The organism is Undibacterium cyanobacteriorum (genome assembly GCF_031326225.1).
Classification (GTDB): Bacteria; Pseudomonadota; Gammaproteobacteria; order Burkholderiales; family Burkholderiaceae_D; genus Undibacterium; species Undibacterium cyanobacteriorum.
Genome location: NZ_CP133720.1, coordinates 2,909,418 through 2,929,521 on the forward strand (window position 1 = coordinate 2,909,418; position 20,104 = coordinate 2,929,521).

At 50.0% G+C, this 20,104-nt stretch carries 13 protein-coding genes; 6 read left to right on the forward strand and 7 right to left on the reverse strand.

Annotated features, from left to right (window positions below; all coding sequences use genetic code 11):
* Positions 1-62 precede the first annotated feature (62 nt).
* On the reverse strand, positions 63-1,304 hold the full coding sequence (locus tag RF679_RS12330; protein WP_309480932.1) for an FAD-dependent oxidoreductase: 1,242 nt from the start codon (positions 1,302-1,304) through the stop codon (positions 63-65).
* Between the two features lie 209 nt (positions 1,305-1,513).
* Between RF679_RS12330 and RF679_RS12335 the strand changes: the two genes are divergently transcribed.
* The 5 genes from RF679_RS12335 to RF679_RS12355 all read left to right on the forward strand — a co-directional run bounded on the left by RF679_RS12335 (position 1,514) and on the right by RF679_RS12355 (position 6,930).
* Positions 1,514-2,005, forward strand: coding sequence for a GNAT family N-acetyltransferase (locus RF679_RS12335; RefSeq protein ID WP_309480933.1), 492 nt, complete (start codon positions 1,514-1,516; stop codon positions 2,003-2,005).
* Positions 2,006-2,058: 53 nt separating this feature from the next.
* Positions 2,059-2,952, forward strand: coding sequence for an NAD kinase (locus RF679_RS12340; protein WP_309480934.1), 894 nt, complete (start codon positions 2,059-2,061; stop codon positions 2,950-2,952).
* 206 nt (positions 2,953-3,158) lie between these two features.
* Positions 3,159-4,805: a DNA repair protein RecN gene (gene recN, locus RF679_RS12345; protein WP_309480935.1), complete on the forward strand. Its 1,647-nt coding sequence runs from the start codon at positions 3,159-3,161 to the stop codon at positions 4,803-4,805.
* A 55-nt stretch (positions 4,806-4,860) separates the two neighbouring features.
* On the forward strand, positions 4,861-5,967 hold the full coding sequence (hemH, locus tag RF679_RS12350) for a ferrochelatase (protein ID WP_309480936.1): 1,107 nt from the start codon (positions 4,861-4,863) through the stop codon (positions 5,965-5,967).
* A 57-nt stretch (positions 5,968-6,024) separates the two neighbouring features.
* A complete protein-coding gene (locus RF679_RS12355; protein WP_309480937.1) occupies positions 6,025-6,930 on the forward strand; it encodes a symmetrical bis(5'-nucleosyl)-tetraphosphatase in 906 nt (301 codons plus the stop codon).
* A gap of 47 nt (positions 6,931-6,977) precedes the next feature.
* Here RF679_RS12355 and RF679_RS12360 read toward each other — a convergent pair whose 3' ends face one another.
* The 5 genes from RF679_RS12360 to RF679_RS12380 form a co-directional block, all read right to left on the reverse strand.
* A complete protein-coding gene (locus RF679_RS12360; RefSeq protein WP_309480938.1) occupies positions 6,978-7,718 on the reverse strand; it encodes a lysophospholipid acyltransferase family protein in 741 nt (246 codons plus the stop codon).
* 101 nt (positions 7,719-7,819) lie between these two features.
* On the reverse strand, positions 7,820-9,100 hold the full coding sequence (locus RF679_RS12365) for a dihydroorotase (protein ID WP_309480939.1): 1,281 nt from the start codon (positions 9,098-9,100) through the stop codon (positions 7,820-7,822).
* A 36-nt stretch (positions 9,101-9,136) separates the two neighbouring features.
* Positions 9,137-10,102 carry an aspartate carbamoyltransferase catalytic subunit gene (locus tag RF679_RS12370; protein ID WP_309480940.1) on the reverse strand — a complete coding sequence of 322 codons (966 nt, stop codon included), beginning with the start codon at positions 10,100-10,102 and terminating at the stop codon, positions 9,137-9,139.
* Between the two features lie 86 nt (positions 10,103-10,188).
* Positions 10,189-10,608, reverse strand: a complete 420-nt coding sequence (ruvX, locus tag RF679_RS12375; protein ID WP_309480941.1) for a Holliday junction resolvase RuvX — start codon at positions 10,606-10,608, stop codon at positions 10,189-10,191.
* The gene (locus tag RF679_RS12380; RefSeq protein WP_309480942.1) at positions 10,608-11,330 is read right to left on the reverse strand and encodes a YqgE/AlgH family protein; all 723 of its coding nucleotides are present in this window, start codon (positions 11,328-11,330) and stop codon (positions 10,608-10,610) included. Before RF679_RS12380 ends, ruvX begins: the two co-directional genes overlap by 1 nt.
* 170 nt (positions 11,331-11,500) lie before the next feature.
* On the opposite strand from RF679_RS12380, the gene RF679_RS12385 reads away from it, so the two are divergent.
* Entirely contained in the window at positions 11,501-12,991 is a 1,491-nt protein-coding gene (locus tag RF679_RS12385; RefSeq protein ID WP_309480943.1) for a cryptochrome/photolyase family protein, read from the forward strand.
* 133 nt (positions 12,992-13,124) lie between these two features.
* On the opposite strand, the gene RF679_RS12390 is transcribed toward RF679_RS12385, so the two are convergent.
* On the reverse strand, positions 13,125-20,078 hold the full coding sequence (locus tag RF679_RS12390) for a hybrid sensor histidine kinase/response regulator (protein ID WP_309480944.1): 6,954 nt from the start codon (positions 20,076-20,078) through the stop codon (positions 13,125-13,127).
* Between the last annotated feature and the right edge of the window lie 26 nt (positions 20,079-20,104).

Genomic DNA, 20,104 nt, shown 5'->3' on the forward strand with positions numbered 1-20,104 from the left:
ATTGCTTTCATTCATTACCAGGGCAAAATAGTTTCATCATCGAGTGCAAGCAGCCGTCTTCATCAAAGCGCATCTTGCTTTGCCTGCCAATCAAACAGCCCTTGCTTGGCACCGCACAAGGTCAATAAGTACTGCTTATACAAAAATGGAATGCGTCGCCCCAAACTGGTGCCGAGGTCGCGCATGAAGCCAATTGGATAATGTGATTGATACAGCGGCGTCATCCACTTACTCGCCATTTGATAATAAGCCATATGGCGCCGCCGACGCGCGGTAAATTGTTCGAATGCTGATACCACATCGCCATGCGCTCCTAGGCACTCAGCTAAAACCGCGGCATCAATCAAGGCCATATTCGCGCCCTGCCCTAGCTGTGGACTCATTGCGTGAGCCGCATCACCTAAGACAACAACACGCTGGTGATGGTAGGCTTTCAGGCGAACATCGGCATACTCTGCAATCGCAATGGACTTCCCAAGAGCTTGATAGGAAACTGCATCGCTAGAGATGGCTGGATGCTGTTGAGCCAGTATCTGTGCGACTTCTGGCCATACTTGTTCGATGCGCCGAATCAGCCCCGGCCATCCTTGTTCTTGATAGAGCGAAAACTGGGCACGCGGCAAACTCCAAAACAATGAGTAGCAGGTCTTTCCTGTACCGGGATTGCGCCCCGTTGGCAGCATCCCCGCCATGATCGCCGCGCCGCGATAATGCTGCATCAGGATATCAGGAAAGTCCCACTGTTCCACATCCAAGACCGACCAAAAAGCACCCCAAGGATAAGGACGATAGGACTGCACGATGGGCAATAATTCACGCAGATGGGAACGAGTACCGTTGGCGATCACAAGCGCATCAGCTCTCAAAAACTCAGAGTGAGTACCATGTTTAACATCGACAATGACTGCTTGCGCATCTTGTTGAAAGCTTTCAATCGCCGTGCCGGTATAGATCGTGATCCCCAATTCACGCGCTGCATTCCACAGCACTGCATGCAAATTCGCTCGATGAACGCCAAGCCCATACCACGTAGGATCAACATCTTGATAATGCAAATCCAAAGTGCACCATGTGCCAGAATACCCTTGCAAACTCTGTACACGCGCAGCAAGGCTCTCGACTTGCTCCAGCAATCCTAAGCGTGCCAATTGGGCTTGTCCGCTCGGCTGCAGCAAAATGCCTGCGCCAACTGGCGTCGGATCAGCCACATGCTCATACACCGTCACCTGATGACCTTGGCGATGCAGGTGAATTGCGCTCGCTAAGCCTGCAATTCCAGCACCTGCAATAAGAATAGTTTTCATGAGACGACTGATGAAGAAGTAAAAAAACGCAAAAAGAAGCGAGTTCAAAAAATGTAGGGAGGAAATCGGATCAAAACAAGTCAGATCCCCCTCCAGTTCCCAGCCGTGCTAACATTTTGCAAACTCTCGCATTATAGAGAACTTCGCTATCATCGGAGCGAGCTTCCTGCAAGACTTCTTGGCTTATTTCAATTCCACATCGCCCCACTATGACCATTTCCATTGTTCGCGCTGAACTCCAACATCTCAGCATCCTCGCGCCCTTGTTCGATGCATATCGAGTGTTTTACCAACAAGCGTCCAATCTGCGTTTGGCGGAACATTTTCTACGTGAACGCATAGAAGCCAAACAGTCGGTGATTTTTTTGGCGTTGGATCCTACGCAAGGAAGTGAAGGAGGCAGGGAGGCAGGCTTAGGATTTGTCCAGCTCTATCCGAGTTTTTCCTCGGTCTCAGCACAACGACTATGGATACTCAACGACTTATTTGTTGACGCCAAAGCTCGCCGACGTGGCGTCGCCCAAGCTCTAATGAATGCCGCCCGCGATTTCGCCGCCCAAGATGGAGCCAAAGGCCTCTTCCTCGAAACCGCCCACGACAACCATGGTGCACAAGCTTTATACAAGTCATTGGGCTATCTGCGCAACACTGAATACTATTATTTCCTACCTAGCACCGCAGCCAAGCACGAAAGTCCCTAGCGCGGCCTGCAAAATAGTGTAACCTTAAGCCTTCACGACCATCTACGAGCTCTATGACTAGTTCTGGTAAAACCATCGCACTGATTGGAAAATATAATGCTGTCGGCATGGGCGACTCGCTCAACGAACTAGCTCGTTTTCTATCCGATGCGGGTCATAGCGTCGTGTTCGACAATGATTCGGCCCACAATCTTGATTTGATGGCGCACAACTCCATGTCCATTCTCGACATTGGTCGCAACGCTGATGTCGCCGTGGTCTTAGGTGGTGACGGTACCATGCTGGGTATTGCCCGCCAGCTGGCACCGTATGACGTACCCTTAATTGGCATCAACCAGGGCCGCCTCGGTTTCATTACCGACATTCCGCGTGATCAAATGATCGCCGCCGTGAGCAAAATTTTGGAAGGCAAGCACATCGCTGAGCAACGCTGCTTGCTACAAGCGATTGTCGTGCGCGATGGCGAACAAATTTTTAGTGGTGTCGCTTTCAACGACATCGTTCTGTCGCGCGGCGCTGGTTCGGGCATGATTGAATTGCGGGTCGACGTAGATGATCATTTCATGTACAACCAACGCTCCGACGGCCTGATCGTGTCGACGCCCACCGGATCAACAGCCTACGCCCTCTCAGCAGGCGGCCCCATCCTACACCCCGCCCTCGGCGGTATCGCGATGGTTCCGATTGCACCGCATGCTTTATCGAATCGTCCTATCGTTTTGCCAGAGACCAGCGTGGTCAAGGTCGAAATGGTTGGTGGACGTGATGCCAGCGTCAACTTTGATATGCAATCCTTTGCTAATCTCAATCACGGCGACCAAATCATCATCAGTCGCTCAGCGCACAAGATCACCTTCCTGCATCCGGAAACGTGGAATTACTACCACACACTGCGTGAAAAACTGCATTGGAACGAATATCCCTCGGTCGAAGGTGCGTTGAACTAAACGCCTTTCCAACCGGCTCAACAAGAGCCCCCACCCATTGCAGCAGTTGCTAGGAAATTGCAGCAATAAAACTGCAATTGAAGTGGTCGACTAGCACAAAGAATTGCACCGAAAATGTCGCTAGGAAATGCTCCTGTATTTCCGCACCTGAGGATTCAGCCTGAGTTAAAATAGGGGTTTTATTGGACGTGTTTTCGAGACCATCTATGCTGCGTACTTTGGCTATTCGTGACTTTGTTATCGTCGATCACATCGAACTCGAATTTTCTTCTGGCTTTACTGTCTTCACCGGCGAAACCGGTGCTGGTAAATCTATCCTGATTGATGCACTGGCGCTGACATTAGGTGGTCGCGGCGATGCCAGCATGGTGCGCGAAGGTGCATCCAAAGCTGATATCACGGCAGAATTTAGTGTGAATGCAGAAACTCAGGCTTGGCTGGCAGAAAACGATTTGGCCAGTGACGATGCGCATCTTCTAGTGCGTCGCGTGATCGACAATGCCGGGCGTTCGAAAGCCTATATCAACGGCATTACCGCGAATGCGAGTCAACTGCGCGAACTCGGTGAGTTTTTGGTCGACATACATGGCCAACACGCACACCAGTCGCTGCTGAAAAGCGATGCCCAACGCGTTCTGCTCGACCAACAAGGCGGCCTACAAAGCCAAACTGCCGACGTCAGCAAACTCTACAAACAGTGGCGTAATCTCGCCAAACAACGCGAAGAATTCGAACTCAATGCAAAGAATATCTTGCAGGAACGTGAGCGTTTGGAATGGCAAGTTGGCGAGCTCGAAAAACTACAATTGCGCGCCGGTGAATGGGAAAAAATCACACTTGAGCATAGTCGTTTAGCGCATGCCGCGAGCTTGCTCGAAGGCGCGCAAGAAGCCGCCAACGCGATTAGCGAAGACGATCATCCTTTGATTTCACAAGTTTCCAGCTTGCTGCAAAAACTAGGAAAACTCGAGCAATACGACACCCAACTCAAACCGATCACGGAAGCCCTAGAATCAGCACGCATCAATCTCCAAGAATGCTCGTATGCCTTGAACGATTATTTAGGACGCGTCGACCTTGATCCAGCTCGTTTGCGGACGGTCGAAGACAGAGTTGAAAGCCTGCATAGCACGGCCCGCCGCTTTCATGTCGCACCGGAACAGTTACTGGAAGAACTGCAACGCCTCCAAGCTCAATTGCAACAACTAGCAGGCGCCTCTGACATCGAAGGGCTTAAGCAGCAAGAGCAAGCCGCCTATCAGCAGTATCTGAAAGCGGCGCAAGCACTGACGGCGAAGCGCCAAATTGTGGCTCGTGACTTGAGTCAAGCAGTCAGCATGGCGATGCAAGATTTAAGCATGGCTGGCGGTCGATTTGCGGTTGAACTTACTCCTTGCGACGCCTCTAGCACCGGCCTCGAACAAGTAGAATTTATGGTCGCTGGTCATGCTGGCGTACAAGCGCGTCCACTTGCCAAAGTCGCCTCAGGTGGTGAATTAGCGCGTATCTCCTTAGCGATTTCCGTCATCGCTTCCGCCGCCACCGCAACGCCGACTTTAATTTTCGATGAAGTCGACAGCGGCATTGGTGGTGGTGTGGCCGAAGTGGTCGGGCGTTTATTGAAACGCTTAGGCCAAGACCGCCAAGTGTTATGCGTCACTCACTTGCCGCAGGTCGCCAGTCAAGCAAATCACCACTTCGAGGTCAGTAAATCACAAGACGATGGCAAAACCACCTCACACATTGCCGCACTCGATCAAAAACAAAGAGTGGAAGAAATCGCTCGCATGCTCGGAGGTATCGAGATTACGGCCACCACTCGCAAACATGCGCGCGAATTGCTCGCATTATGAATCTAAAGCGTGCTTCTTTAGCTCAACTCATTCATCTTTGAGATAAACAAACATCATGGCTTTTCTAAAAGAACCTGACTACACACACGGCAAATTAGTGAAGACTGCAGTTGTCCTCATCAACCTTGGCACACCTGATGCGCCGACACCGGCGGCACTACGCAAATACCTCAAGCAGTTCTTATGGGATCAACGCGTAGTAGAAATTCCGCGACCAGTTTGGTGGATGATCTTGAATCTCATCATCCTGCCATTCCGCTCAAAATCCTCCGCCGCAAAATACGCGTCGATCTGGACCAATGAAGGTTCACCATTGCTGTTGCACACGAAAAAACAAGCGACACTGCTCAAAGGTTATCTCGGTGAACGCGGCCACGAAGTGCATGTCACGTACGCGATGCGCTACGGCTCGCCATCGATTCCCGACGTATTGTCGCAACTAAAAGCCGATGGTTATGAACGCATCTTAATCCTGCCGGCTTACCCGCAATATTCCGCCACCACAACTGCTTCGAATTTCGATGCGGTAACCGCGCATTATCAGCAGACTCGCAATATTCCTGAGCTTCGTTTTATCAAAAATTACCACGACCACCCTGCCTATATTCGCGCTTTAAAAACCTCCATCTTGAAGTCGTGGGAAAGCAATGGCCGCCCAGAGAAACTGGTGATGAGTTTCCATGGTTTGCCGAAAGCCTTCCTAATGCGTGGCGATCCCTATCATTGCGAATGCTACAAAACAGCACGATTGCTCGCAGAGCAGTTAGGTATAGGCAAAGAAGATTACGTGGTCACTTTCCAATCACGTCTGGGTCGTGCGGAATGGTTGCAACCCTATACCGAGCCCACCGTCGAAGCGCTCGCAAAACAAGGTGTCAAACGAATTGATGTCGTGTGCCCTGGCTTCTTGGCTGACTGCTTAGAGACATTGGAGGAAATTGCGATGGAAGTGCGTCAAGCCTTTTTAACGGCGGGTGGCAAGACTTTCAATTACATCGAATGTTTGAATGAATCCCCAGATGGATTACGTGCTTTGGCTGAAATCACAGAGCAACATTTGATTGGTTGGCCAACTATGATGACGCCAAGTTTACGTGAGCAAGAGAAACAACAAGCGCTGCTCAGCAAAGCGGAAGCCAAGCGTATGGGCGCCGAACACTAGTACGAGAGCCTGAAGTTCCGCGTACACCATCAAACACCAAGCCAGCGTCTCTGAACAATGAGTGACAATATCATCGCCACTAGCAAATTGAAATCGGACCACAAATCGGAACAGAACACGCACATCGTCCCTGAAACTCACAAGGACGTGTTCGTGATCGGCGATGTTCAGGGTTGCTACGATCAGTTACGCGATTTAGTACAAAAGATCGATGACATCAGTCCAAAGGCAAGACTCTTGTTTGCCGGTGACTTGATCAATCGCGGCCCAAAGTCTTTAGAAGTCTTGCGTTATGTCCGCGCTCTAGGCACACGCGCTGAGAGCGTTTTAGGTAATCACGATCTGAATTTATTGGCTGTTGCCTACGGCGTCCGTAAGGCCCATACCTCCGACACGCTAAGCGAAATTTTAGAAGCACCCGATCGCGACGAGCTACTGCACTGGTTAAGACATCGTCCTCTCGCACTCGCGATTGATACGCAACATTTACTGGTACATGCGGGTATTTTACCTCAATGGACGGCGCAACAATGCCTGAGCTACGCCCAAGAAATTGAGCAATCACTCCAGAGCGAACACTTTGTCAGTTTGCTGCGCGATATGTATGGCAACGAGCCTGCGTTGTGGTCTGATGATCGCACTGGCATAGCGCGCCAACGCTGCATCATCAATGCACTAACGCGCTTACGTTTCTGTGATGAATCCGGCCGCATGGACTTCAGCATCAAGGAAGGTAGCGGTCAAGCACCAGCGCATCTACATCCTTGGTTCGAGCTTGCGCAAAGGCAGACTCTCGATCACACCATCGTATTTGGCCACTGGTCTACCTTGGGATTGGTACTCAAAGACAATCTCATCAGCCTCGATACCGGCTGCGTTTGGGGTGGACAATTAAGCGCCGTACGCATTTCCGATCGACTGCTAATTCAAGTGCAAAGCCCTCAGCAATTTGCACCGTTTTGAGGTCCCCAAATTTGGATACTCAAATCAAAACTCTTAAGTCAAAGATATCAACCGTGGGCTTGTACGCCTAAAGCACCTGCCACCGATTCTCTCGCCTGCTGCGCCACTTCACGACGATGCGCGCCTTCAGTGGAGATCATTGGTAGACGAATCAATTCGGCACGCATACCACCAGCGCGCAGAATTAATTTCATGCTTTCGGCGAAAGTCATTTCGCCAATGAAATCGGCTGCGGGGTGAAATTCTCCATTGGCGTCGAGGTAACGAATCGCAAACGGTAACACTGGTACTTCCGCTTCAATTGCAGCCTCAAAGAGATTGGCGTGAAACGGTAAGAGTTGCCCTTGTGCCGCGGTCGTCCCTTCTGGAAAAAAAGCAATCGGCTTTTGATCGCGTAATTCGTGCACGAGACCTTCATAGATGCGGCGCACCTCGCGCTGTTTGCCGCGCGCCAGAAAAATCGTTCCAGCTTGTGCGCTCAGCCACCCTGCGATGGGCCAACTGCGGATATCCGACTTCGCCACAAAGTGACATGCCTGCCACGAGTTGATCACAAAAATATCCATCCACGACACATGATTGGCGACAATCAGCGCATGGGGCAAATCAGATTCACCGCTCTTATCGATGATGTGCACTTCGACTTGGCATAAGCGCAGAAGACCAAGCGACCAGCGCTTCACAATTGCCGCGCGCTTTTCGTTCCCACTAAACGGAAACACAAACGCGCAAGTCACCACGCCGACGAAAACATGCAACAGGACACGAAACAAACGAAATTGAGGCATGCGACACCGGCGAATGGATGAGATCAAATAGAGTTTAAAAAGAACTGATTCCAGCACTACCGAAGAGGATGCAAATGAATTGCTCCTCATCGGCGCTGAACTTAGCTGCTGTAAGCGATACGACCTTGAACGATGGTGGTCTTCACTACACCGGGCAATTCGTAGCCGAGGAATGGCGTGTGCTTACCTTGGCTCACCAAACTGTCGCGTGTAACGGACCAGCGTTCATTGGCATCAAAAATACAAATATCTGCACTCGCTCCGACTTCGATTTTGCCAGCCTTGATACCGATCAGCTTGGCTGGATCAGCAGAGATCTTCGCCAAAGCTTGCGACAAACTAATCGCACCACGGCTATCCTCGGACCATTTCACCGCGAGCGATAACAACAATTCTAAACCCGTCGCGCCCGGTGATGCCTCAGCAAACGGCAAGGCTTTTTCATCATCATCAACCGGCGTGTGATCGGAACAAATGGCATCGATGGTGCCATCAGCTAAACCCGCCAAGATCGCATCCCGATCACGTTGGCTACGCAGCGGTGGCGTAAGGCGCGCATTCGAATCGAAATAGCCGATGTCATTGTCGGTCAAATGCACGTGGTGTACTCCCACATCACAAGTCAGTGCCAAGCCTTCGCGCTTCGCTTGACGGATCAATTCCAAACCAGCGGCAGAAGAAACACGGCACAAATGCACTTTGGCACCCGTGGCGCGCATCAATTCAAAAAGAGTATGCAGGGCAATCGTTTCTGCCATCACTGGCACGCCAGAGAGGCCCAAGCGTGATGCCAGAGGACCGCTGTGCGCCACACCACCTTTACCGATAAATGCGTCTTGTGGACGCAGCCAAACGGTGTAACCAAAAGTCGCAGCATAGGACAAGGCGCGTTGTAAAACATTGGTGTCAACAATCGCCACTTCTGCTTGAGAAAAACCGACGCAACCGGCTTCCGTCAAAGCTGCCATCTCGGTCAAGTTTTCGCCCTTCAGGCCAGTGGTCAGAGCACCTAAAGGATAGACATAGGCTTTCGCTTGCATCTTTGCGCGCTGCTTGAGCATTTCGACCAAGCCCGATTCATCCAACACAGGATCGGTATCGGGCGGACACACCAAACTCGTCACACCGCCACGCATCGCCGCTTGCAGTTCCGATTCCAAAGTCGCTTTGTATTCGAAACCAGGCTCACGCAAACGTGCGCTGAGATCGACCAGACCTGGCACAACGACTTTGCCACTGGCATCAATCACTTGCTCTGCTTTGAAACCGTCTGGTGCGCTGCCGATCGCTTGAATTTTGCCACCAACGATAAAGATATCTTGTACCGCGTCTGTGCCACTCGCAGGATCAATCACACGGCCGTTAGAAATATGAAGATTCATTCTGTCGCTTTCTCAATAAACTTAGATGCAATCGACTTAGGCCTTACTGCCCGACACGATACTCATGACTGCCATACGCACGGCGATACCAAACGTGACCTGCGAGAGGATCACCGCTTGCGGTCCATCGGCTACGGCAGAATCGATTTCTACGCCACGATTCATAGGCCCCGGATGCATCACGATGGCATCGGATTTTGCCAAGGCTAAACGCTCTGGCGTCAGACCATATTGCTTAAAGTATTCTTGGGTCGATGGCAGCAAAGCGCCGCTCATACGTTCGTTCTGCAAGCGCAACATGATAATCACGTCGACGTCTTTCAAGCCGGCATTCATGTCCGTGAACACGCGCACACCCATTTGTTCCAAACCACTCGGCAGCAAAGTACGTGGACCAATCACGCGAACTTCAGCGGCACCCAAGGTCGTCAGTGCATGAATATCTGAACGTGCTACGCGCGAATGCAAGACGTCGCCGACAATCGCCACCGTGAGGTTGGCGAAATCTTTTTTGTAATGGCGAATGGTGTACATATCGAGCAAACCTTGAGTCGGATGCTCGTGGCGTCCATCGCCTGCGTTGACCACATGCACATGATGTTGCTTGGTATCGTTCAAATGCTGAGCGATCATGAATGGCGCACCGGAAGTCGCATGACGCACAACAAACATATCGGCATGCATGGCGGCTAAGTTGTCGATGGTATCCAACAAAGACTCGCCTTTGCTCGCCGACGACGCTGCGATGTTGAGATTGATGACATCAGCCGACAATCGTTTCGCTGCGATCTCAAATGTCGTCCGTGTGCGTGTTGAGTTTTCAAAAAACAGATTAAACACGCTCTTGCCGTGCATCAAAGGTACTTTCTTCAGCTCACGCTCACCGATATCGACAAAGGTCGATGCCGTATCGAGAATATGCGTGATGATCTTTTTCGGTAAGCCATCGATCCCCAACAAATGCTGGAGTTCACCATGTTTATTTAGCTGAGGATTTTTCATCTTTACTCTTCTTCAGATCAAGCATTATTGGGAGTGCTCGCAACTCCATCATTTCTTTGTATTAAGCGCCGCTTACATTGCAAACGCTATAAACTTCGCACATCCATTTGGTCGAAAAACTGCTGCAAGATAATCGCTGCAGATTGATCATCAACCCGCTCGCCTTGCTTCGCATGCAGCACCGCCGAGGAATAGCGTTCATCAACCAAGACGACCTTGATACCAAAGCGTCCTTGTAACTGATTAGCGAAACGTTGACAACGCGTCGTCATCTCATGCGCTGTGCCATCAGGATGCATCGGTAGTCCAACCACGCATAATGCCGGCTGCCACTCCCTGATCAAACTTTCAATCGCGGCAAATTTTGCGGTGTTGGCTTCAGCACTAATAATCTGCAGAGCTTGCGCCTGCTTCAACATGGTATTACCGACCGCGACACCAATCCGTTTCAAACCAAAATCGAACGCGAGTACAGCGCCCTCCGCGACAATTTGGCCAGCACTCATTAAGCGTGCCCCGCCACACTGGCCAACATCAAAGGATCAAAGCCCAATAACTTCATCGCTGCATCAAAACGCTCTTCGATAGGCGTATCGAACATGATCGAGACATCTGCCGGCACGGTCAACCAGCCATTGGCGAGAATCTCTTTTTCCAACTGCCCTGCACTCCAGCCCGCATAACCGATACTCAGCAAGAGTCGTTGCGGAGCATCGCCCGCCGCCAAGGATTCTAAGATATCGCGTGAAGTCGTAAAGCAAACTTCCTCGCTCACTTTCAGCGAAGAGCTGTACTTGCCTGCTGGTGCGTGCAACACAAATCCTCGATCACTTTGCACCGGGCCACCGAACATCACGGGACGTTGTCCAAAGGGATGGGAGTTGGGAATAATTTCTAACTGCAGATCAATACGATCAAACAAGTCGGCGATCGTCATATCCGTTGGCCGATTAATGACCATGCCCATCGCGCCGCGTGAATTATGTTCACAGATATAAATCACGGTGCCGCCAAAAACGGGATCGAGCATCGAGGGCATCGCAATCAAAAAATGATTGCTTAGATTCAAAGACTGTTCCGGTTCATCACCATCGCTTGAACCGAATTTTAGCTTGATGGTTTGATCGAGCTCGTCTGACAATGCTTCACTGAAAAGTTCGATCTCATCGTCTTCGAACTCATCATCAAACTCATCGACCGGAGTATGTATATTTTTTTGCTTCTTCATACCGATATTTTAGCATTTTTAGACCATTAATTAGGCAGTCATTCGGCAGTCAAACTGTTCAAAGCAGGCAGAATTACAGGGAAATCGTGAGTGAAGCTTTTTCCTGAGAGATTGAAAAATCCCGAAGCATCCACAAAAAAAGACGTCGTAGATTAGAAAAACATTAAAAAATGACAAAACTATTCAAAAGAAGTTTGGTATGGTTTCGCCGTGATCTTCGAAGTTACGATCACGCCGCGCTCTACCATGCGCTCAAGCAATCGGAACAATGCTATTGCTGCTTTATTTTCGATCACAGTATTTTGTTGAGTCTTCCATCTGACGACAAACGCGTCCAGTTCATTTACCAAAGTATTGTCGAGTTACGCCAAGCATTGCGTGAGATGGGCGGTGAACTGATTGTTCGCTATGGTGATCCACTCAATGAGATCCCTAGCCTTTGCCAAGAACTCGAAATTGATGCTGTTTTTACAAATAAAGACTACGAGCCCAATGCCAAACTGCGCGACGAAGTTGTGAAGGCACGCCTTGCACGAGAGCATCGTCAATTCTCAAGCTATAAGGACCAAGTGATCTTTGAGGAAGATGAAGTGCTAAGCCTCTCCAACAAAGCCTTCTCCGTATTCACCCCCTACAAGAATGCTTGGCTCAAGAAACTCGCTAGTGAAACGGAAGGCGGCCCAGACTTTTACTTTAAGCCCTATCCGATTACGCGGTACCAGGCCTCACTTGCATCGTTCGAGGACCGCGAACTACCGAGCCTCAACAGCATGGGATTTGATGAGCTCGATGAGGACGACCCGAGCCAGCTCAAACTCAAAGGTGGTATGAGCGCCGCCTCGGATCTCATTGAAGACTTCCAAAATCGCATCGATCGCTATGCTGACACGCGCGACTTTCCGTCGATCAAAGGACCTTCCTACTTATCGGTACACTTGCGCTTCGGCACCATCTCGATTCGCTATCTAGTCAGCCTTGCGGTACGGCAGACCCGCATCGCGGCCCAGAACCTCGGTGCCTCGGTATGGCTGTCAGAACTCGTGTGGCGTGATTTTTATTTCATGATCTTGCATCACCATCCCCATGTGGTCGAGCGTGCCTTTAAGCCCGAATACGACACGATTCAATGGGAGCAAGGTCCCGCAGCAGAAGCCTTGTTTCAAGCATGGTGCGAGGCACGCACCGGCTATCCCTTAGTCGATGCCGCCATGCTTCAACTGAATCAAACAGGTTATATGCACAACCGCCTTCGCATGGTGGTCGCGAGTTTTTTAATCAAAGATTTAGGCATTGATTGGCGCTGGGGTGAACGTTATTTTGCCCTCAAATTGAATGATTTTGATCTGGCCGCAAATAACGGTGGATGGCAATGGGCAGCCTCAAGTGGCTGTGATGCACAACCCTATTTCCGCATTTTCAATCCGATCACCCAATCGGAAAAATTCGATAGTGAAGGCAAGTTCATTCGCCGTTACTTGCCACAGCTGGCGCAGCTGAACGCGAAGCATATCCATGCACCTTGGACCGCTCCGCCTCTGGCACTGGCAGCAGCGAATCTCACACTTGGGAGAAATTATCCGCTGCCTATCGTTCAGCATGATCTTGCTCGGCAAAAGACTTTACAGCGCTATAGCGTCGTGAAGAAGGTAAGTTCTGAATGATCGCGCAGCTATGGCATCTGCCACAAAAATCTGGTCATGTGTGTAGATGAGCGAAACATCGCCAACAAGCAAAAAGCCCCGCAACTTTCATCGCAGGGCTTTTCGTTTCGAAGGGAAGTAGCAGACTTTCCTATCAGCTTTCCACAGTTGCTTCTTTGTTGATGAAGCCACTGATTGCCGCTAACAAATCATCTTCTCGGTATGGCTTACCGAAATATTCATTCACACCTAATTCCATCGCGTAGTTGCGGTGTTTATCCGCCGTACGTGAGGTAATCATGATGATAGGAATATGGGTCGTACGTGAATCGCTACGAACGTTACGGGTCAAATCGAAACCATCCATACGCGGCATTTCAATATCCACCAACATCACGTCTGGGGTAATCGACTGCAATTGTTCCAAGGCATCGATACCGTCTTTCGCCAACACCACCTGATAGCCCTCGCGGACCAGCAAACGTTGCGTAACACGCCGCACCGTCAAGGAATCGTCAACCACCATCACGATGTGATGTGTACGCAAGCCTTGAACAGGTTCGACTGAGCTTGGTGTGGCAAAACTAGGCAACAATTCTGCAACAGCACCCATTTCGGTCGAGCCAGAATTGTTATTCGCATCAACACTGACTTCAGGCAATTTGGCGCGTTCTTGTTCCATTTTCTGCGCCAAAGGCACAGGGTTCAAGATCAAAACGATATCGCCAGAACCGAGAACCGTCGCGCCCGCAATACCGATCATACGCGCCAACTGCGGACCAACGTTCTTAACAACGACCTCGCGATTACCAATAATTTGGTCGACGTGAATCGCGACGCGTTCTTGATCGCTCTTCATAATCAAGATCGGTGTGTATTGCTGAGTATCAGGCGTTGCATCACGTTCACCCAACATACTTGGCAAATAATGCAATGGTACTCGCGCACCTTGCCACATAATCGCGCCATCGTTATAGGCTGTTGCCAATGCAGCAGACTTCAACTGCTGAACTTGCTCAACCAAAACGGAAGGCACTGCAAATGTCTTACCGCCGGCATTCAAAATCACGACCTGTGTCACCGCCAAAGTCAACGGTAAGTGAATTGTGAAGTGGGCGCCCTTACCTTCGACTGAACTCACTGAGACACGACCGCCCAAGGACGCTGCTTCTGAACGAACCACGTCCATACCCACGCCGCGACCAGCCAATTCTGTGACTTCAGCCGCGGTGGAGAAGCCAGGTTCAAAAATCAAATTCACGACTTCTGATTCGCTGACTTGCGATTCATCAGTCAACAAACCCACTGTCTTCGCTTTTTCACGAATCCGGTTGATGTTCAAACCTTGACCATCGTCGGTAAAGTGAATCACAACCTCATTACCTTCTTGACGGATCTCGATCAGCAACTCACCGACTTCGCTCTTACCGCGATTGACGCGATCTTGGCGGCCTTCGATACCATGCACAATCGCATTACGCAGCATGTGTTCGAATGGGCCGACCATTTTTTCCAAAACAGAGCGGTCGATCTCAACGGAAGTACCACGAATATCCAAGTTAACACGTTTGTCCATTTCTTTCGCAGTCTGGCGAGCGATACGATACAAACGCTCGGAGACGCTGGAGAACTGAACCATACGAACACGCATCAAATCTTGTTGCAGTTCACGTGTCAAACGTGCTTGCGCATTCAAGTCGGTGGTTGCACCCTCGATAGTACGGTTCAATGACGATTGCACCGAAGCGACGTCATTAACACTTTCGGCCATCATACGTGTCAACTCTTGCAAGCGTGTAAAGCGGTCGAACTCGAGCGGGTCAAATTCACGATCGCCGGAGAAAGCCATACGTGAGGAAATCTGGGTTTCCGCTTGAATCTCAACTTCGCGCAACTGATCGCGCAAACGGCTGACGTTTTCGGTCAGCTCGGACAACGATGCTTTGAGAGTATCAACTTCATTTTCCAACTTCGAACGCGAGATCGAAACTTCACCGGCCTGGTTGACCAAACGATCGAGAATATCAGCACGGACACGCACCAGCGGTACTGCAGCTGGATTGACTGTCGCCACTTGTGGTGCAACTTGACGAGCCGCTGTCGATGGTGTGAAGCTTGGCACGAGCGACTTCACTTCGACTAATTTCTTCTCTTCCTGTGCCGCTGGGATCGTCGACTGTGTTGGAGCTTGAATTGCAGCTTCTGTTTGCGGAGCCGCCTCTACTTCTACGACTGGCGGAGCCATGACTTCATCCGTCGCCGCTAATTTCGCCAATTCCGCTTCAGCAGCTTTGAGACGAGCTTCGGCTTCGGCCATCGCTGCAGCATGCGCTTCTTCTTGGAACTGATTAATCTCTTGTTCAACCGTCAATTCTTGTGGCTCGGTTGGCGCCGCGACCACTTGTAAGTCTGGATTCTGCAGACGCTCGAAAAGGTACATCGAATAGTCATGACGTCCCACCAGATCTTCCAACAAAGGCTGGCGAATCGCACTACCTGTATGCATCAAGTTTTCGATGCGAGTCTCCATATCATGCGTATGTTGACCCAACTGCATCGCACCAGCCATACGAGCACTACCCTTGACCGTATGCATCAAGCGCAAGATCGATTGCGGGATAGCATCGTCTTCAGGGGTTTGCTGCCACGAACGTAACAATTGACCGATCATCGGCAACAAGTCGTTACCTTCTTCCAAGAATACCGGCAATAAATCGTGATCGATCTCATCACTGACTTTCAACTCCATACCAGTCGTTAAACGATCTGGCGCTTCGGCACTGAGATCAAGTTCTGGAACCGCCGCTGCTACAGGAGCTGGCATTGCAAAAATTGGCTCGGCTTCAATGACATCTTCTTGGGATATTGCAACCGCATCTGCTACCGGCAGCACATCATCTGCAGTCAAAGCATCGATCGCAGGCGCAACTGCGCTTACCAAAGAGTCCTCTTCGGCTACTGTTATTTCTTCGATTGGTGTTGCTTCAAGTATGGCTGCTTCGAGCTCAGGACTCAGAGCATTCGATGCTGCCAAAATTTCCGCTGCAGCAAGCTCGGCTGCCTGTGTTACCGTGTCGGACTCTTCAACCACGCTGACATCGCCTGAATGTTCGACATTGCCTTCGGCAACATCAAGCATTGCAGTCGATTCCTCGACCATGTCTTCCGCATCATTTAATGCAGACTCATCTGCTTCGAGGATATCGTCAATACGTTCATTGGTAGAGGTAATAAACTCTTCGTCATTACCGACATCAGATCGCGCGATGACGGCCTCGAGTAATTGCACTAAGCTATGATTTTCATGCGGTACACGCTCGGCCATTTCTGACAAAGCGAACTTCTGCAACATGAGTTTCACGCAATCAACCACGTGATCAAGCAGATCGAACTCCGCAGGTTCCAATTGCACCGGATGACGTTCGAGGCGCTGCAATACGTTTTCCAGGTTATGTGCTAATTCCTGAGCCGCATACAAACCAACTGTAGCAGAACTGCCCGCCAAGGAATGTGATGCATGTACAGCATGGCGAGATACTGGACGACTTGCTTCGTGACGCCATTCTGCAAAATCCTGAGCTAAGAAACGAACGATCTCATCAGTTTCCGCCATGTAGATCGTATGTAATGGCAAACTAATTTCAATGTCGCCAATACGTTTTGTGTTATCAGACTCCGGTGCGACTGGCATTGAGAAGTCAGGGAACTCAATGATTTTCGCTGTTTGAACTGGCGCAACGTTAATTGGCTCTGCTTCTGCCATTGCTGCAACAGCTTCCTCAACTGCTTCCTCATCACTCAAGTTCGCATCACTTAGCACTGGAGCGATCTCAATTGGTTCGAGCAGATCAAGCGCTTCTCCAGCCTCCATTGCAATCGTCGTTTCATCATGCAATGGAGTGAGCGATTCAGTCCCCTCATTTGCAGTGGTATCTGCTGCAAATGCTGCATCGACTGACGCGATAGCTTGATCAACTTCTTGATCGACTGCTTGATCGACCACTGAACTCACACCACCTTCTTGTGCCGCAGCTTCTTCTTCTGTTGCAACTGGTTCCGCTACCATCTGCTCTAAAGTAGCAGCCAATTCTTCAACAGTTTCATGTACAGGCTCTAAGACATGGACTGCAGTCTCTTCGACCGCACCTGCCCCGGCGATTTCACCTATCACCTCAGCCAACATCGGTAATTCTGCGTCATCGTCACTAACCGCATGAGCCAGAATTTCCTCGCCATCATTCAGGCTGATATCAAAATTCTGCTCCAGAACCGGTACTTCTACCATTTCGGCTGGCATGCCGGCTTCCATCTCAAGATCTGCCGGTTTGAGTTCAAGAGACTCGTCGAGCAATTCAAGAGCAGGCAACTCGCCAGCATTTGCGCTGGACTCATCGTCAGTTTGGATCGAATCAGATTGATCCAATTCTGGCAATTCAAGAACTGACTCACTGAAGGTTTCGGGCGCAATTTCTAATGTCAGCGCTGGCTCATCAAGTACTTCTTGAGGAAGTCCAACACCCGCATCGGCTGCTACTTGCTCTACCTCATCGGTTATTGCCGAAAGCTGAACCGGAGTGTCAACAACCTTGACTGCTGGGCTATCAATACTGAAACCACCACCCTCTTTCACACGAATTGCCGCCGCAATGATGAGATCGGAGTTGCGTGATGAATTTCCACGCGTTTTCAGTTCCTCGACCCACGCATTCATTTCCTCAGCCGCGTATTCAAGCAACTGATACAAGGCTTCCGTGCCAGAGCGAGATTCGGCCAACCACAGATTCATGACTTGTTCGATATTCCAAGCGCCTTCACCGAACACCGTCAAACCAACCATACGACCACTACCTTTGAGGGTGTGGAAGGAACGACGAAGGCGAATCAAATACTCTTGATTGGAAGGTTCATGACGCGACAATGGAATATTTTCACGAACAGCGCCCAAAACCTCGTCTGCTTCCATCAAAAAGATTTCAAGCAATTCTGCATCGATCTCTGCTTCGGACTCTGGAATTTCTTGAGGTGCTTGGATCTCCACGACTGCTTCAACATGCGAACTTGCACTCACAATTTCACCGAGTGCATCAGTCGCTTGTGTAATGTCGGCAGTATTCAAAAGTTCGATTGCTGATTTAGCGCGTGCACTCGCCTCGCTATCATCGAGCAAAGCCGCAAAAGAACGTTCACTGTCTAATGAGTCTTTCAACTGGGCTTGTAAATTGGAATCTTGGGGCGCTTCCACCAAAGAGGCCAGCAAACGTTCTGATTCCTTCTGCTGCGCGATGAGATCATGCTCAGCGGTATGCACCACGGCTTCACTACGTTCTAATTCAACGCTGGGCAACAGCTCTTTTTCAGGCGCCTTCTCGAGCATCTTTGTTTCAAAAATGCCAGTTGCGGCATCAAAGTTGAAACGTTTCTTGGCCAATTCAGGCTGGCTTTGCAATGTTTCGATAAAGAACGACAAAGCACCAACGTTTTGTGCAACCTTGTTAAACGAAGAGTTAAGTTCCTCTTGCGATTTACCATCCGTTCCTGCACTAAAGTCCTTGACCAGACCACGCGTAAAATTAACCGCCTCGAGCGCGACATCTTGGTCCAAGATCGCTAGTGCTCCACCAATTTGAGCGAGCACACCATCGACAGGGCCGAGAATTGTTGTATTTGAAGGATCGCGAAAATGTTCGTCGAGTGCCTTTTCTGCTTGCTTGAGGCTCAGTTGCATTTCACCAACCAACGCCGCCATGGTTTGACGTTGTTGAGCCTCGCGCGAAATTTCACCGATCCAAGATGCTTGCGCCTCTGGCACCTCACCACTCACAACAGATAACAATCGTGCACAGATTTCATCCGCACGTGCTGAGAAATTGGCAGGCAGATGAGTAATTTGCTCCAGCGAGTTCTCGACGAAAAGTAAGCACGTCGCAAGTTCCAAGCCCATGCGCTCTTGGTCTTTTGCCTTCACTGCATGTCCTGCGATCCCGTTCAACTCACGCAATAACTTCGACAACGGTGGCGTGTGAAGATTTTCTGCAGTCCCGACCAGATCCTTAACTTTCTGTTTGAACTTATCGACGACTGAGGCGTCGCCATTGGAAATGCGTCCCCAAAGATTTTTTACACTCGACAATTGCTCTTTTGCGGAAGCAAGTGTCTGCGGCGAAATTAAACCATAACGTTTTTGATCGTAATCATATGGCACGTGATTGTCGAGCTGGTATGCCTTGCGAATTTGAGCGACGAAAGCACTCGGCTCTTTAACTTGTGCGATAAAGAACAATGCATCACGCAACAAACGCTCAGGGACACTTGTATTCCCTTCGACCAGACGACGAATTTGTAGGTTAATTCGCCCCCAAATTTGTTTTACATGACGTTCATCACGCTTATCGAATTGTCCGCTTGATTCGGCGAACGCTCTCATCACCAACCAAAATGCTTTGGTTTGTGATGTTGTCTGTGCTTGTTCAATTTCACGAATTAAGGCGCCCATCTGCATTGCTGCATCTTGCTGGGCGTCAGCATTCTTGCTAGTCAATACAGTCAACAAAAGCTTTTCGAAACGTAAGCGAATCGCGCTGTAATTAATTTCCTGCGGGGCGGCCGCCAAGGCTAGCTCAGGAATTTTTTCTTGAACAGAAAGCGCTGGAAAAAATAAATCCGCCGGATGAATACGTTCTGCACCTTTTAATTCCAGCAAAGCACGGTACTCTGGGAACAAACGCACAGGCTGTTGCGGATTACCCGATAACAAATCCTCCAAATATCGCATGACAGCATAAAATGCTTCTGTCATTTTCGCCACGACAGCTGCGCTTAATTCGAGTTTGGAATTTTGAACGCGCTCGATCAACTCTTCGACCGTTTCGGTGACGATCGCCACACCTTCGACTTCAACGATTTGTAACGCACCGTGAGCTTGGTGCAAATATGTTTTTGCTTGCAATAACGACGTTGCCTGCGCATCGGCTTCTTGAACCAATGCCTCATTGAGCAACTTACCAGCACTCGTTAGTGCTTCTTTTAATTCGGTCATCACCCACGACAAAGGAGCAATGTCGAATTGCTCTTGGCCGTATTCTGACGACGTAGAAGAACCTGATGTCATTCTTTATCCCCACATACTCTTCTAGC